A 13,532-nucleotide genomic window follows, 5' to 3' on the forward strand; every position below is an offset into this window, starting at 1 on the left:
ATTCTCGGGCACCTCACCTGTTGATGGCGGCACGGACGAGGTCGACGACGCCGTCCAGGTCGGCGAGATCGTCGCCGGTCAGCTCGATCACGTGCCAGCCCGCTGTGCGGAGGCGCCCCATCCGAGCGCGGTCCTTCCGCCAACGGCCGCGCTCGACGCGGTGGTAGTCGCCGTGGTACTCCACGACGACGCCGGCCCAGCGGATGCAGAGGTCGACACGCGCGAGGAATCGGCCGGAGGAGTCGCGAACGACGACGCCGGGCTCGATGCCGCGGATGCCGTGGGAGACCAGTGCCACACGGACGAGGGACTCGGGACGCGATTCCGCGCGCCCGTCGAGCAGCGCGATCGCCGAGCGCAGCGTGCGGAGACCACGGCGACCGGGGTGGTTCTCCACCGCGGATCGCAGGTCCTCCGAGGTGGCGAGTCGACGGTGGAGGAAGGAGTCTCCGACGGCGACCAGATCCGGGACACCGAGAACGTTCCCGAGGTCGCACCACGTCCGAGCCGGCGAGGTGAGCCGGCCGCGACGCCCGAGGAGGACGTCGCCCGAACGGAGTATCAGCTTCCGTCCGGCGATCCCCGTCGCGTGCGGTGCTCGACGCGGAGCCGCCACCGCGATGTCGAGATCCGACCGCTCCTCCCAGGCGGGCGGGAGCGGAGCGCCCCACAGCAGTGCGGCGGTCGGGCCGCACACGACTGCGGCGTCGCCCAGGCGGTCGAGGAGCGCAGCGCACCTGTCCACGAGGTCTGTCGCCTCCGACTCCGATCTGATGCCGTAGGTCGGGGTGCTGAAGCGGCGTCCGCGAAGGACTCCGGGGGACACTCCCGCGGCGCGCGCCTCCGATACCGAGAAGACGTCCCCGGGTCCTGCCTCCTGCTGCATGCGCCCACAGTGCCCGCGTGCGCGGGTCTGAGTGCGCCACTCTCCACAGGGCACGACCGAGGTGCCCGAGAATGCTCCCGATCCGCTCGGATCACAGCATTCTCGGGCACCTCATGCCCGGACGGAGGAGCGCAGCGCCTAGGAGTTCAGCGCCGCGTCCACGATCGTGCGCGCCTCGGCCTGCACCTCGTGCAGGTGGTCGAGGCCGCGGAAGCTCTCGGCGTAGATCTTGTAGACGTCCTCGGTGCCGGAGGGGCGCGCGGCGAACCAGGCGTCCTCGGTGACGACCTTGACGCCTCCGACGGCCGCGCCGTTGCCGGGGGCCTTCGACAGCTTCGCGATGATTTCGGAGCCGGCGAGGGTCGTCGCCGCGATCGCGTCGCCGTCCAGCTTGCCGAGGGCCGCCTTCTGCGCCTTCGTCGCCACCGCGTCCACGCGCTCGTAGACCGGGTCGCCGAAGCGCTCGGTCAGCTCGCGGTAGAGCGCCGACGGGCTCTTCCCGGTGACCGCCACGATCTCGGAGGCGAGCAGCGCGAGGAGGATGCCGTCCTTGTCGGTGGTCCAGACGGTGCCGTCGAAACGGAGGAACGAGGCGCCCGCGGACTCCTCGCCGCCGAAGCCCACCGATCCGTCGACCAGCCCGGGGACGAACCACTTGAAGCCCACCGGGACCTCCCACAGGCGCCGGCCCAGCGACTCCGCGACCCGGTCGATGATCGAGGAGGAGACCAGCGTCTTGCCGATCGCCGCGTCCTCGCGCCAGCCGGTGCGGTGGCGGTAGAGGTAGTCGATCGCGACGGCCAGGTAGTGGTTGGGGTTCATCAGTCCGCCGTCGGGGGTGACGATGCCGTGCCGGTCCGCGTCGGCGTCGTTGCCGGTGAGGATGTCGAAGTCGCCGGCGCGCGCGACGACCGAGGCCATCGCGCTGGGGGAGGACGGATCCATCCGGATCTTGCCGTCCCAGTCGAGGGTCATGAAGCCCCAGGCCGGGTCGACCTCGCCGTTCACCACGGTCAGGTCGAGGCCGTGCATCTCGGCGATCAGCTGCCAGTAGTGCACGGAGGCGCCGCCGAGGGGGTCGGCCCCGATCCGCACGCCGGCCTTCCGGATCGCGTCGAGGTCGATGATGTTCGCCAGGTCCGCGACGTAGTGCGTGCGGTAGTCGTAGGTCTCGACCGCGGAGGGCTCGGCCGAGGTCACGCCGCGGTTGCCGTCGGCGATGAGCTCGTTGGCCCGGTTCGCGATCCAGGTGGTCGCGTCGGAGTCGGCGGGACCGCCGTGCGGCGGGTTGTACTTGAAGCCGCCGTCGCGGGGCGGGTTGTGCGAGGGGGTCACCACGATGCCGTCGGCCCGGTCGGTGTGCGCGGGGTCGTTGTTGTAGCGGAGGATCGCGTGGCTGAGCGCCGGGGTCGGCACGAAGTCGTCGAACTCGTCCACGAGCACGCGGACCTGGTTGCCCACCAGGACCTCGAGAGCGGTGGTGAGGGCCGGACGGGACAGCCCGTGCGTGTCGGCGCCGATGAAGAGCGGGCCGGTGATGCCCTGCTCGGTCCGGTACTCGACGATCGCCTGCGTGACGGCGGCGATGTGGTCCTCGTTGAAGGCCGTGTCGAACGAGGATCCGCGGTGGCCGGAGGTGCCGAACACCACCTTCTGAGCCGGATCGGAGACGTCCGGCTTCTTCTCGTAGTACGCCCTCACGAGGGCCTCGACGTCGATGAGATCGGAGGCCTGTGCCGGCTTCCCTGCGCGATCGGTCATGCGGTCCATAGTGGCAGTCCGGCCCCCTCCAGGGGTACCGCGGCTGGCTAGGCTTGCGCCATGCCCGACAGCGCCCCCGAGACCCGTGCCTACAGCTATCTCGGGCCCAGCGGCACGTTCACGGAGGCGGCCCTCGCGCAGGTCCCGGAGGCGCGCGGACAGCTGTGGCGCAGCGTCGCGAACGTGGGGGAGGCGCTGAGCGATCTGGTCACCGGCCGCAGCGACGGCGCGGTGATCGCGATCGAGAACTCGGTCGAGGGCGGAGTGACGGCCGCGCAGGACGCGCTGGCGCGGATCCCGGGGCTGCGCATCGTCGGCGAGTACCTGGTGCCGGTGTCGTTCATCCTGGTCGGCCGCCCCGGAGCGCGCCTCGAGGAGGTGCGCACCGTCGCCGCGCACCCCGTCGCCTACGGACAGTGCCGGGTGTGGCTCGACCGCGAGATCCCCAGCCACGAGCACCTGCCCGCCTCGAGCAACGTCCAGGCCACCGTCGACCTGCTGAGCGGATCGCCGGCGGACGCGGCCATCGCCCCTCCCGGGATCGTCGCCCACCACGACGTCGCGGTGCTGGCCGAGCGGATCGGCGACAACCCGAACGCCGTCACGCGCTTCGTGCACGTCTCGCGCTCGCACGCGCTGCCCGAGCCGACCGGCGCCGACAAGACCAGCGTCATCGCGGAGCTCCCGGCCGACCAGCCGGGCGCCCTGCTCGACATGCTCGAGCAGTTCGCGACCCGCGGGGTGAACCTGAGCATGATCCAGTCGCGGCCGATCGGCGACGCTCTGGGCCGGTACCGGTTCGTCATCGACCTCGACGGGCACGTCCAGGACGAGCGGGTCGCCGACGCGCTGATGGGGCTGCGGCGCTTCAGCCCGAAGGTGATCTTCCTCGGCTCGTATCCGCGCGCTGACCGCCGCCCGGTCACCTCCGTGCGACGCTACGACGACGAGGTGTTCCTCGAGGCCCGCGACTGGCTGCGCGGGATCCTCTCCCACGAGCCGGAGGTCGACGATGACCGGGGACGACGATGACAGGTCACGACGATGACTGACGACGACGACGACCGGGTCGACCCGCGCTACGACCCGGCCTTCCAGCGCGGGTTCTCGGGACCGGTGGAGCGCCTGCGCGGCGACGAGCGGGCGTTCGCCAGGCCCGGGACGGGAGCCGTCCCCGGTGCTCCCGCCGCCATGTCCGGAGCCGCCGCTCGTCCGGCGCCTCCGGAGCCGCGCGTGGTCCGACCCGGCTCCTCGTCCGTGCCCGGACCCCGCCGCATCATGGCCCTGCCCGACATCGCGGGAGCCGCCGAGGGCCGGCGGTCGCACCGCCTCGGCGCCGAGACCGCGCCCGCACCCCTGCCGGAGCCCGCCGCCGAGCCCGCCGCCGAGCCCGCTCCCGCAGCTCCCGTCGAGCCCGCGCGCGAGACGCCGCTGCTGCGGAACCCGTGGCTCCTCGTGCTCCTGCTCGCCGGTCTCGCGGGGACTCTGATCGGCCTCGCGCTCCTCTACACCGGCTACTCCTCGCCGCCCCCGCCCTACTACGGCGACTCCGACGTGCCCTCGCCCGCGTGGATCCAGCGGCAGCTCCTCTACTACTCCTGCATCCCCCTGCTGGGCTGCCTGCCGGCGTCCCTGCTGCTGGCGGTCGGAGTGGCCGCCCTGCGGTGGCGCGGAGTCGTCGTGCGGCCCCGCCCCGAGGAGCCGCGGGACGGCGCGCAGCTCCTCGAGGCCGAGGCTCAGACTCCGGACGCGCCGAAGAGCAGGCCGAGGAGGTAGGTCACCAGGGCCGCGCCGTAGCCGATCCCGAGCTGGCGCAGCGCCCGGGCCAGGGGCGGGGCGCCCGAGAGCAGCCCGACGACCGCGCCGGTGGCGAGCAGGGCGATGCCCACGAGCACGCAGGCGAGGACCACCGCGGCGAGCCCCGTCAGGCCGAGCAGGTAGGGCAGCACCGGGATGATCGCGCCCGAGGCGAAGAAGCAGAAGCTCGACAGTGCGGCGCCCATGCCCGTGCCGATCGACTCGTGCTCGTCGACGTCGGGGTCGCCCGCGGGGCCGCCCAGCGTGATCGGCGAGGTGACGGCGCCGCCGCGCAGGCCGGTGAAGACGGAGGCGGCACGTGCGTCGGCCTGCTCCTGGGTCATTCCGCGAGCGCGGTAGACGAGGGCGAGCTCGTTCGCGTCGACGTCCAGGTCGGGGACGATGCGGTTCGCGTCGAGGTCCGGGCTGGAGGCGGAGAGCAGCTCGCGCTGCGAGCGCACCGAGACGAACTCGCCCGCGCCCATCGAGAGGGCGCCGGCGAGCAGGCCCGCGATGCCCGTGAACAGGACGACGCCCGTGCCGACTCCGCTCGCTCCCACTCCGAGGACGAGGGCGAGGTTCGAGACCAGGCCGTCGTTGGCTCCGAAGACCGCCGCGCGGAACGTCCCGGAGAGGCGGTTGCGGCCGCGCTCGGCGAGCCCGCGGACGACCTCGCCGTGGATCCGCTCGTCGGCGGCCATCGCCTCGGTGGCGTCGTCGTCGTCGGCGTAGGGGGAGCGGGCCTCGGCGCGCTGGATCAGGGCGAGGACGAACACGGAGCCGAAGCGGCGGGTGAGGAAGCCGAGGAAGCGCGTGCGGAGGTCCGCGCGGGGCGCGGGCTCCGCCGCGGAGCCGAGCAGCTCCCGCCAGTGCTCCTCGTGGCGGCCCTCGGCCACGGCGAGCGCAAGCAGGATCTCCCGCTCCTCGCCGGTGCGGCGTCCGGCGAGGTCGCGGTAGACGGAGGCCTCGGCGAGCTCGTCGGCGAGGTAGCGGCGCCAGCGGCGCACCTGGGCGGGACTGGGGGTGGGGGCGGTGGTCGCCATGCGATCTCCTGGCTCAGGCCCGCCGACCCGCGCGAGAGGACCGGTCAGGACGTGCGTCGACTGACCGAAGGTCTCGTTCGCCCAGGCCGGAGCCGGGGTGGAGCGCCGGGCCCGGATCGTCCCGGACCAGCATGTCGACGCGCCTCGTCGTCCGCTCGGCGGACGGTGGGAACTACTCCCCTTCGCGGGGACCACCGTAGCCGAGATCGAGCGAGCCCGCCCGGCCGGTCCGCGCTCCGCGGCCCGGCCGTCCGCTCGGCCCGGAGCCGGAGCGTCGTCGCGGACGCTCGCGCCGGGTCAGAGCGAGGCGGTCGCCCGAGCGGCGCGCCGGGTCTGGCGCTCGTGCTCGGCGTCCAGGAGCGCGCGCGTGGCCGGGACCGCCAGGAGATCGACCAGGGTGTCCGTCTCCTCGACGATGCGCTCGGCGCGGTCGAGCGGGTCGGTGCGCAGGAGGCGGCGGGCGGCGGACGCGACGTGCGCCGGCTTCGCCGCCAGGGCGCGCACGCGCTCGTCGACGCGGCCGGCGAGGTCGGCGCGCGGCACGACCTCGGTCACGAGCTGCCACTCCAGCGCCTCGGCCGCGCGGATCGGGCGGCCCGACAGCACGAAGTCCAGGGCGCGGCGGCGGCCGACGACGCGGGGGAGCGCGGCGGTGACTCCGACGTCCGGGACGAGCCCGACGTCGCCGTACGCGCTGAGGAAGAGGGCGGCGGGAGTCGCGATCACGATGTCGGCGGCCAGAGCGAAGGCGATGCCGGCGCCGGCGACCATGCCGTCGATCGCGCAGACGACGACGGCGCGGCTGTCCTCGAGCAGGCGGATCACCTGGGCGGTCGTGGTCGCGACGTCGCGCAGGTAGTGGTCCGGGTGCTCGGACCCCATGATCGCCGAGATGTCGCCGCCCGTGCAGAACGCGCGGCCTGCGGCGGTGATCACGATGACGGAGCAGCCGGAGTCGGCGTCGAGGTCGGCGACGGTGCTCAGGAGCAGTCGCGCGGTGCCGAGGTCGATCGCGTTGAGGGCGTCGGGGCGGTTGAGGGTGATCCGGGCGACGGAGCCGTCGCGCTCGAGGACGACGCCGGGGGTCGCGTCGATGAGGGGGGTGACGTGCATGGGAGAGCCTTCAGGGGAGCAGGGATGTCGAACGCGGGGGGACGTTCTCGGGGGACCTCTCACATTCGCAGCCGTCCCCGCGATCGGATGCCGCCTCGCGGCCGATGCTCAGCCGGCCCCGGGGGTACGCGCGGGCGGCGGCCCGTCCCGGCCCTCCTCTACACTGCTGGGGTGATTGATCCCGTACTTCTGCGCGAGAACCCGGACGTCCTGAAGCGCTCGCAGGAGGCGCGCGGCGACTCCGTCGAGCTGGTCGACGAGGCGCTGGAGGCCGACCGCGTGCGCCGTGCGGCGATCACCGAGGCGGAGCGGCTGCGGGCCGAGCAGAACGCCTTCGGCAGGACCGTCGCCAAGGCCCCCAAGGACGAGAAGGCGGCCCTCGTGGCCGAGGCCCAGCGCCTCGCCGCCGCCGCCAAGCAGGCCCAGCAGGAGGCCTCCGAGGCCGACGACGCCTTCACCGTGCTGGTGAAGCGCATCGCGAACCCGATCATCGAGGGCGTCCCCGCGGGCGGCGAGGAGTCGTTCGAGCTCGTCAAGACGGTCGGCGAGCGCCCCGTCTTCGACTTCGCCCCGCGCGACCACCTCGAGCTCGGCGAGCTGCTGGACGGCATCGACATGCAGCGCGGCGCGAAGGTCAGCGGCGCGCGCTTCTACTTCCTCAAGGGCCTGGTCGCCCGCCTCGAGATCGCCCTGATGAACCTGGGGCTCGAGAAGGCGCTCGCCGCCGGCTTCACCCCGCTGATCACGCCCACCCTGGTGCGCCCCGAGATCATGGACGGCACAGGCTTCCTCGGCGAGCACGACGACGAGGTGTACCGCCTCCGCGACGACGACCTCTACCTCACCGGCACCAGCGAGGTCGCCCTCGCCGGCTACCACGCCGACGAGATCCTCGACCTCTCCGGCGGCGCGAAGCGCTACGCGGGCTGGAGCACCTGCTACCGCCGCGAGGCCGGCTCGGGCGGACGGGACACCCGCGGCATCATCCGCGTGCACCAGTTCAGCAAGCTCGAGATGTTCGTCTACACCCTCCCCGAGGAGGCGGAGGCGGAGCACGCGCGCCTGCTCTCGTACCAGGAGGACGTCCTGCAGAGCCTCGGCCTGCACTACCGCGTCATCGACACGGCGGCCGGCGACCTCGGCCAGAGCGCCGCGCGCAAGTTCGACGTGGAGGCCTGGGTCCCCACGCAGGAGACCTACCGCGAGCTGACCTCGACCTCGAACTGCACCACGTTCCAGGCCCGCCGCCTCGACACCCGCTACCGCACCGACTCGGGGAGGACCGCTCCGGTCGCCACTCTCAACGGCACGCTCGCGACCACCCGCTGGATCGTCGCCCTCCTCGAGACCCACCAGCGGGCGGACGGCTCGGTGCTCGTCCCCGAGGCGCTGCGGCCCCACCTCGGCGGCCTCGAGGTGCTCGAGCCCGTCGCATGAGCGCGGTCCGCGCCTCCGGCCGCCGCCTCGTCGCCCTCGACATCGACGGCACCGTCATGCACGAGGACGGCACCATCACCCGCGCGGTGACGGACGCGATCACCCGCGTGGCCGCCCAGGGCGACGAGGTGATGCTCGCCACCGGGCGCTCGCCCTCCTCCACGCTGCCCGTCGTCGAGCGGCTGGGGATCTCGCCCGAGTACGTGATCTGCTGCAACGGGGCGGTCACTCTCCGCCGCGACGCGTCCGGTGCCTACGTCCCCGAGACGGTCGAGACCTTCGACCCGACGGAGGTCCTCGAGACCATCCGCCGCTCCCTCCCCGACGCGCACTACGCCGTCGAGGACGCGGACGGCGCCTTCTTCTACACCGAGGCGTTCCCCGGCGGCGCCGTGATGGGCGCCGAGACGACCCACGTCCCCTTCGAGGAGCTGCTCGGCCGGCTGTGCACCCGCGTCGTCGTGATCTCGCCCGAGACCGGGATCGAGGAGTTCACCTCGCTGGTCGAGGAGATGGGCCTGCACCAGGTCAGCTACGCGATCGGCTGGACCGCCTGGCTCGACATCGCCCCTCACGGCGTCAACAAGTCCACCGCGCTCGAGGTCGTCCGCGAGGAGCTGGGCATCGAGCGGAGCGACGTGGTCGCGCTGGGCGACGGCCGCAACGACATCGAGATGCTCACCTGGGCCGCCGCCGAGGGCGCAGGGCTGGCGATGGGCCAGGCGCCGGACGAGGTGCGCGCCGTGGCCTCCGCCGTGATCCCCTCGGTCCACCAGGACGGCGTGGCGGTCGCGCTCTCAGCGCTGCGCTGACGCCGGGCGCTCGGCGGTTACTATCGGGTGTCGCTCCTGCGGGAGCGGCGAGGAGGGCTGTCCGAGCGGCCGATGGAGCCAGTCTTGAAAACTGGTGGGCGGAAACGTCTCGTGGGTTCGAATCCCACGCCCTCCGCCACAGCGTCCGGTTCTGCAGGCCGACCCTCGATGGCGTCTTCCGACGCCCGTCCTGGCGCGCGACGACGGAGGCCCGCCCGCTCTCCTTCGGAACGCGCCACCCCTCTGTATAGGATTGCGCGACGCCCGGGATCGACGCCCGGCCCTCACCTCCGCACCACTGACGCCTCGACACCGGGAGACGGATGCGCCGCACGGGCCCTTCGACACAGACTCGCGACACTCCGCGCACGCCGCGCCCCTTCGTGCGGCACGGCCGCCAGAAGCGGCACTCGCTCGCGCGGACCCTGGTGAAGGGAGCCGCCCTGGTGGGCGGTGTCGGCGTGGTCGCCTCGGTGTCGGTGGTCGCGATCGCGGCGACGCTGATCGTCCAGTCCGTGCAGCCCTCGGTCGACCTGCACCCGGTCGCCGCCGGCTCCAGCGTCGAGGCCGGAGGCGCCCCGGAGATCGGCGCGCTGGAGGGCGGCTTCAACGTCCTCGTGGTCGGCAGCGACTCGCGGAAGGGCCAGGGCGACGCCTACGGCGACCCCGACGAGGAGACGAGCGTCCTCAACGACGTCAACATGCTGATGCACGTCTCGGCCGACCACAGCAACGCCACGGTCGTGAGCTTCCCCCGCGACATGTACGTCGACATCCCGGAGTGCGTGAACGCCGCCACGGGCGAGACGATCCCCGCCCGGTACGACACCAAGATCAACGAGGCGATGGGCAGCGACGTCAGCCTCGGCTGCGTCGCGGGGGTCGTCGAGGACCTCATGGGCGTCCGGGTCGACTACGGCGCGGTCGTGCAGTTCAACGGCGTGATCGAGATGTCGAACGCGGTCGGCGGAGTCGACGTCTGCGTCGCGACCGAGATCGCGGACCCCTACACGAACACCTACCTCGAGCCGGGCGTGCACTCGCTCGAGGGCATGGCGGCGCTCCAGTTCCTCCGTAGCCGCCACGGCATCGGCGACGGCAGCGACCTGACCCGCATCAGCAACCAGCAGGTCTTCCTCTCGGCGCTCGTGCGCCAGATCAAGAGCGCGGACACCCTCCTCAACCCGGTCGCGCTCTACGGGCTCGCGAAGGCGGCGCTGGGCAACATGACGCTCTCGACCGGTCTCGACAACGTGAACACGATGGTCCAGATGGGGCTCGCGCTGAAGGACGTCGACCTCGCGGACGTCGTCTTCGCGCAGTACCCGACCGGGGCGACTCCGAGCGGAGTGGAGCCGGACCGTGCCGCGGGCGACGTCCTGGCGAGCGCCCTGCAGACCGATCAGCCGATCGCCATCACCGGCGGCACCGGTGCCGGCGCGACCGTGGAGGGCGAGGCCGCGGCCCCGGCCGACACCGCCGCTCCCTCGGGCCCGGCGACCGCGGATCCGCTCGCGACGTCCGAGGCGGCACCCGGCACTCCTGCAGCGACTCCCGAGGACGGATCCAAGGTTGCCCTGCCAGAATCGGTCACCGGCCAGAGCGCCGACCAGCAGACCTGCTCGGTCGGGTTCTTCGGCTGAGCCGAGGGCGGGCGGCACCACGGGTGCTCTCCACCTCGCGCGCTGACTCCGGGACGACACGCGTCCCGCAGCCGAGAGAGAGTACGACCCGATGAGCGAACGCGCGTCCACCCGGACCACAGCAGCACGGCACGGCCGACTGCGCCGCCCGAGCGGCGTGCGCTTCGCCGCGCGGATCCTCGCGGCTTGCGTGGGCGTCGGCGTCCTCAGCGCGGTCTGCATCGTGGCGATCGCGGCCTCGATGATCGCCGGGAGCGCGCGCCCCTCCGTCGACCTCGGGATCGACTCGGGCGGGGGCGACGTGCCCGAGATCGGGGCGATCGAGGGCGGCGTCAACATCCTGCTCGCCGGCAGCGACAGCGCCGACGGATCGGCCGCCGGAGCGTACGGCGAGCGTGCCGAGAACCTCAACGACGTCACGATGCTCATGCACATCTCGGCCGACCACTCCACCGTGGAGGTCGTCAGCTTCCCCCGCGACCTCTACGTCCCGATCCCCTCCTGCACCGACCCGGCCACCGGCGCCGTCTCGGACGCGGTGGACTCGGCGAAGATCAACACCTCGCTCGAGGCCGGCGGACTGGCGTGCACCGTGCAGACGGTGGAGCAGCTGACCGGGCTCGAGATCCCCTACGCGGCGCTCATCCAGTTCGAGGGCGTCATCGAGATGTCGAACGCGGTCGGCGGAGTGGACGTCTGCGTCGCCACGCCGATCCAGGACGAGTACACCGGGCTGAACCTCGACGCGGGCACGCACACGCTCGTCGGCGCCGAGGCGCTGGCGTTCCTCCGCACCCGGCACGGTGTCGGCGACGGCAGCGACCTCACGCGCATCTCGAGCCAGCAGGTGTACCTCTCGTCGCTGGTGCGCAAGGTGAAGAGCGCGTCGACGCTCTCGAACCCGGTCAACCTCTACGGCCTCGCGAAGGCGGCCGTCTCGAACATGCAGCTCTCGACCTCGCTCGAGAACGTGAACACCCTGGTCTCGATCGGCCTCGCGGTGAAGGACGTCGACCTCGCGAACGTGGTCTTCGTGCAGTACCCGACCTTCATCGACGGCAACGGCGTGTACCCCAGCGAGGACGCGGCGGCGGCGCTGAACGCGGCGCTCCTCGCCGACCAGCCGATCGCGCTGAGCGGCACCACCGGCGGCGGCTCGCAGTCGACGGGGGAGGAGCCCGGAGCGACGGGCGCTCCGGCGGCCACGGAGGCGCCGGCCACCGACGCTCCCACGACCGACGCCCCCGCGACGAGCGCGCCCGACGGGCCGGTCACACTCCCGAGCGACGTCTCCGGGCAGACCGCGCAGCAGGAGACCTGCACGATCGGCCGGCCTCTGTCGGACCAGTAGGCGGCGCGCCCCACCCTCCTGCGGAGGGGCGGGCGCCCGTGTCGCGAGGCCCTCGCGCGTGCGGTTATGATGGTCGTCGTGCGTCCGCCAGCGGGCGCTCAGGAGTCGTCGCATAGTCCGGTCGAGTGCACCACCCTGCTAAGGTGGAGAACCCTTTATTGGGTTCCGTGGGTTCAAATCCCACCGACTCCGCACCTCCCGAAGGCCCTGCTCACGCGGGGCCTTCGTCGTTCCCGGCGGCGCCCGTGCCTGCCGCGGTGTCGGCGGCGGATCCCGAGCGGCCGACGCGACCCGGCGCCCCGGCCGCCCGGGATCCGCCGCCGATCCGCCGGGCGGGTGCGCTCCCGGAGCGGCTACCCTGATCGGATGCCCAGCCCGATCCTCGACGCCCTGTCCGCCCCTCCCGCGCGGAGGGACGTCGCCTCGATCCGCGGTGCTCTCGCCGAGGTCGCGATCGGCGACTCGGTGCGCGTCCTCGTCCGCTCCCCGCGCTACGGCCTCTACGGGATCGAGGGGGTCGTCCGCCAGGCCGTCGGCGGCGAGCTCGTCGTCGCGGACGTCTTCCTCGGCACGGGGACCGAGATCCAGAGCATCGCCCTGGCGCCGGACGCCGACGAGGTCGGCGGGGAGCGCTCGGCCGAGGGGCTCGAGCACGGGGATGCCGTGCGCGTGGCGTTCTCGACCCCGGCGCTCGGATCGTTCACGATCACGGGCCCGCTGACGGCGGGCGGGCGCGACGGGTTCCTTCTCGTCGGCAGCTGGATCGCCGCGGACGGCGGCGAGCCCGGCCGCCACGTCGACCGCATCGAGCGCCTGACGGACGTCGGCGTCCACGAGAAGCACGTCCCCGGCCGCCGCTCCGCGGTCGAGGAGTAGTCCCTCAGCTCTGGCAGTGCGGGCACCAGTAGGTGACCCGCAGCTGCAGCTCGTCGTCGCCGAGCTCGCCGCGCTCGATCGGCGTGCCGCAGCGCCGGCAGGGCTTCCGGTCGCGGCCGTAGACCCAGAGCTGCTGGCCCGGGCGCAGGTTGCCGGTCGTCGTGCGCTCGATCCGCTCGCGGTTGACGGTGATGAGCCGCTTCGCGAGCGCGATGGTGCGGACGAGGTCGCCGCTCTCGCCGACCGGACGCGTGGGCAGCACGCCGCGCAGGAAGCACAGCTCGGCGCGGTAGACGTTGCCGAGCCCGGCCATGATCCGCTGGTCGAGCAGCGCGAGCCCGATCGGCCGCTCCGGGTCGGCGGACAGGCGCCGCAGCGCCTCGTCCGCGTCCCAGTCGGCGCCGAGCAGATCCGGGCCGAGGTAGCCGACCACGTCCTCCTCCGCCGAGCGAGGGACGATCTCGAGGAGCCCGAGCTCGAAGCCGACCGCCTGCCAGTCCTCCGTCTCGAGGACGATCCGGGCCTGGAACGCCGGCCGGTGCCACTTCGGCCGCTCGCCCTCGCCGCGGGCGTAGAGATGCCAGCTCCCCTCCATCTTGAGGTGGGAGTGGATCAGCGCGTCGCCGACCCGCATCAGCAGGTGCTTGCCGCGGGGGACGACCTCGTCGACCTTCTCGCCGGTGAGGTCGACCGTCGCGTACTTCGGCACGCGCACGTCGCAGCGGGTCAGGACCTCGCCGTCGAGCGCCTCGGCGAGATTGTGGGCGGATCGGTAGACGGTGTCACCCTCGGGCACGCGGGCTCCCTCCGGCG

12 protein-coding genes and 2 tRNA genes are annotated in these 13,532 nt (G+C 72.9%); 9 read left to right on the forward strand and 5 right to left on the reverse strand.

Features of this window, described 5'->3' with window-relative positions; all coding sequences use genetic code 11:
* Window positions 1–13: 13 nt before the first annotated feature.
* Together C5D08_RS10415 and pgm are read right to left on the reverse strand one after the other, a co-directional pair.
* On the reverse strand, window positions 14–886 hold the full coding sequence (locus C5D08_RS10415) for an endonuclease domain-containing protein (protein ID WP_146086076.1): 873 nt from the start codon (window positions 884–886) through the stop codon (window positions 14–16).
* A 138-nt stretch (window positions 887–1,024) separates the two neighbouring features.
* Entirely contained in the window at window positions 1,025–2,647 is a 1,623-nt protein-coding gene (gene pgm / locus C5D08_RS10420) for a phosphoglucomutase (alpha-D-glucose-1,6-bisphosphate-dependent) (RefSeq protein ID WP_104277024.1), read from the reverse strand.
* A gap of 60 nt (window positions 2,648–2,707) precedes the next feature.
* On the opposite strand from pgm, the gene pheA reads away from it, so the two are divergent.
* Together pheA and C5D08_RS10430 are read left to right on the forward strand one after the other, a co-directional pair.
* Window positions 2,708–3,679: a prephenate dehydratase gene (pheA, locus tag C5D08_RS10425; RefSeq protein ID WP_104276984.1), complete on the forward strand. Its 972-nt coding sequence runs from the start codon at window positions 2,708–2,710 to the stop codon at window positions 3,677–3,679.
* 12 nt (window positions 3,680–3,691) lie between these two features.
* A complete protein-coding gene (locus tag C5D08_RS10430) occupies window positions 3,692–4,423 on the forward strand; it encodes a hypothetical protein (RefSeq protein ID WP_104276985.1) in 732 nt (243 codons plus the stop codon).
* Here C5D08_RS10430 and C5D08_RS10435 read toward each other — a convergent pair.
* Window positions 4,384–5,487 (reverse strand): VIT1/CCC1 transporter family protein, encoded by a 1,104-nt coding sequence (locus tag C5D08_RS10435; protein ID WP_104276986.1) that lies wholly within the window; start codon window positions 5,485–5,487, stop codon window positions 4,384–4,386. The genes C5D08_RS10430 and C5D08_RS10435 overlap by 40 nt on opposite strands.
* A gap of 297 nt (window positions 5,488–5,784) precedes the next feature.
* The gene (locus C5D08_RS10440; protein WP_104276987.1) at window positions 5,785–6,600 is read right to left on the reverse strand and encodes an enoyl-CoA hydratase/isomerase family protein; all 816 of its coding nucleotides are present in this window, start codon (window positions 6,598–6,600) and stop codon (window positions 5,785–5,787) included.
* A 171-nt stretch (window positions 6,601–6,771) separates the two neighbouring features.
* Here C5D08_RS10440 and serS point away from each other — a divergent pair, with 171 nt between their 5' ends.
* From serS to C5D08_RS10475, 7 genes are all read left to right on the forward strand, one after another.
* On the forward strand, window positions 6,772–8,037 hold the full coding sequence (gene serS / locus C5D08_RS10445) for a serine--tRNA ligase (protein ID WP_104276988.1): 1,266 nt from the start codon (window positions 6,772–6,774) through the stop codon (window positions 8,035–8,037).
* On the forward strand, window positions 8,034–8,849 hold the full coding sequence (locus tag C5D08_RS10450; protein ID WP_104276989.1) for an HAD family hydrolase: 816 nt from the start codon (window positions 8,034–8,036) through the stop codon (window positions 8,847–8,849). Before serS ends, C5D08_RS10450 begins: the two co-directional genes overlap by 4 nt.
* Before the next feature lie 51 nt (window positions 8,850–8,900).
* Window positions 8,901–8,988: transfer RNA gene (locus C5D08_RS10455), tRNA-Ser, on the forward strand.
* A gap of 289 nt (window positions 8,989–9,277) precedes the next feature.
* Window positions 9,278–10,492 (forward strand): LCP family protein, encoded by a 1,215-nt coding sequence (locus C5D08_RS10460; protein ID WP_258065058.1) that lies wholly within the window; start codon window positions 9,278–9,280, stop codon window positions 10,490–10,492.
* Window positions 10,493–10,583: 91 nt separating this feature from the next.
* Window positions 10,584–11,843 (forward strand): LCP family protein, encoded by a 1,260-nt coding sequence (locus tag C5D08_RS10465; RefSeq protein WP_104276991.1) that lies wholly within the window; start codon window positions 10,584–10,586, stop codon window positions 11,841–11,843.
* Window positions 11,844–11,944: 101 nt separating this feature from the next.
* Window positions 11,945–12,035 (forward strand) — tRNA-Ser (locus tag C5D08_RS10470).
* A gap of 174 nt (window positions 12,036–12,209) precedes the next feature.
* A complete protein-coding gene (locus C5D08_RS10475) occupies window positions 12,210–12,719 on the forward strand; it encodes a hypothetical protein (RefSeq protein ID WP_104276992.1) in 510 nt (169 codons plus the stop codon).
* Window positions 12,720–12,723: 4 nt separating this feature from the next.
* Here the strand turns inward: C5D08_RS10475 and C5D08_RS10480 are convergent, their stop codons facing one another.
* The gene (locus C5D08_RS10480) at window positions 12,724–13,515 is read right to left on the reverse strand and encodes a DNA-formamidopyrimidine glycosylase family protein (protein WP_104276993.1); all 792 of its coding nucleotides are present in this window, start codon (window positions 13,513–13,515) and stop codon (window positions 12,724–12,726) included.
* Window positions 13,516–13,532 lie beyond the last annotated feature (17 nt).

Origin of the sequence: Rathayibacter sp. AY1B6 (assembly GCF_002932755.1) — a bacterium.
Classification (GTDB): domain Bacteria; phylum Actinomycetota; class Actinomycetes; order Actinomycetales; family Microbacteriaceae; genus Rathayibacter.

Excerpts from the sequence above, each read along its gene's own strand:
- C5D08_RS10415 (WP_146086076.1), bottom strand. The coding sequence starts at position 886 with ATGCAGCAGGAGGCAGGACCCGGGGACGTCTTCTCGGTATCGGAGGCG.
- pgm (WP_104277024.1), bottom strand. The coding sequence starts at position 2,647 with ATGACCGATCGCGCAGGGAAGCCGGCACAGGCCTCCGATCTCATCGAC.
- pheA (WP_104276984.1), top strand. The coding sequence starts at position 2,708 with ATGCCCGACAGCGCCCCCGAGACCCGTGCCTACAGCTATCTCGGGCCC.
- C5D08_RS10430 (WP_104276985.1), top strand. The coding sequence starts at position 3,692 with ATGACTGACGACGACGACGACCGGGTCGACCCGCGCTACGACCCGGCC.
- C5D08_RS10435 (WP_104276986.1), bottom strand. The coding sequence starts at position 5,487 with ATGGCGACCACCGCCCCCACCCCCAGTCCCGCCCAGGTGCGCCGCTGG.
- C5D08_RS10440 (WP_104276987.1), bottom strand. The coding sequence starts at position 6,600 with ATGCACGTCACCCCCCTCATCGACGCGACCCCCGGCGTCGTCCTCGAG.
- C5D08_RS10450 (WP_104276989.1), top strand. The coding sequence starts at position 8,034 with ATGAGCGCGGTCCGCGCCTCCGGCCGCCGCCTCGTCGCCCTCGACATC.
- C5D08_RS10465 (WP_104276991.1), top strand. The coding sequence starts at position 10,584 with ATGAGCGAACGCGCGTCCACCCGGACCACAGCAGCACGGCACGGCCGA.
- C5D08_RS10475 (WP_104276992.1), top strand. The coding sequence starts at position 12,210 with ATGCCCAGCCCGATCCTCGACGCCCTGTCCGCCCCTCCCGCGCGGAGG.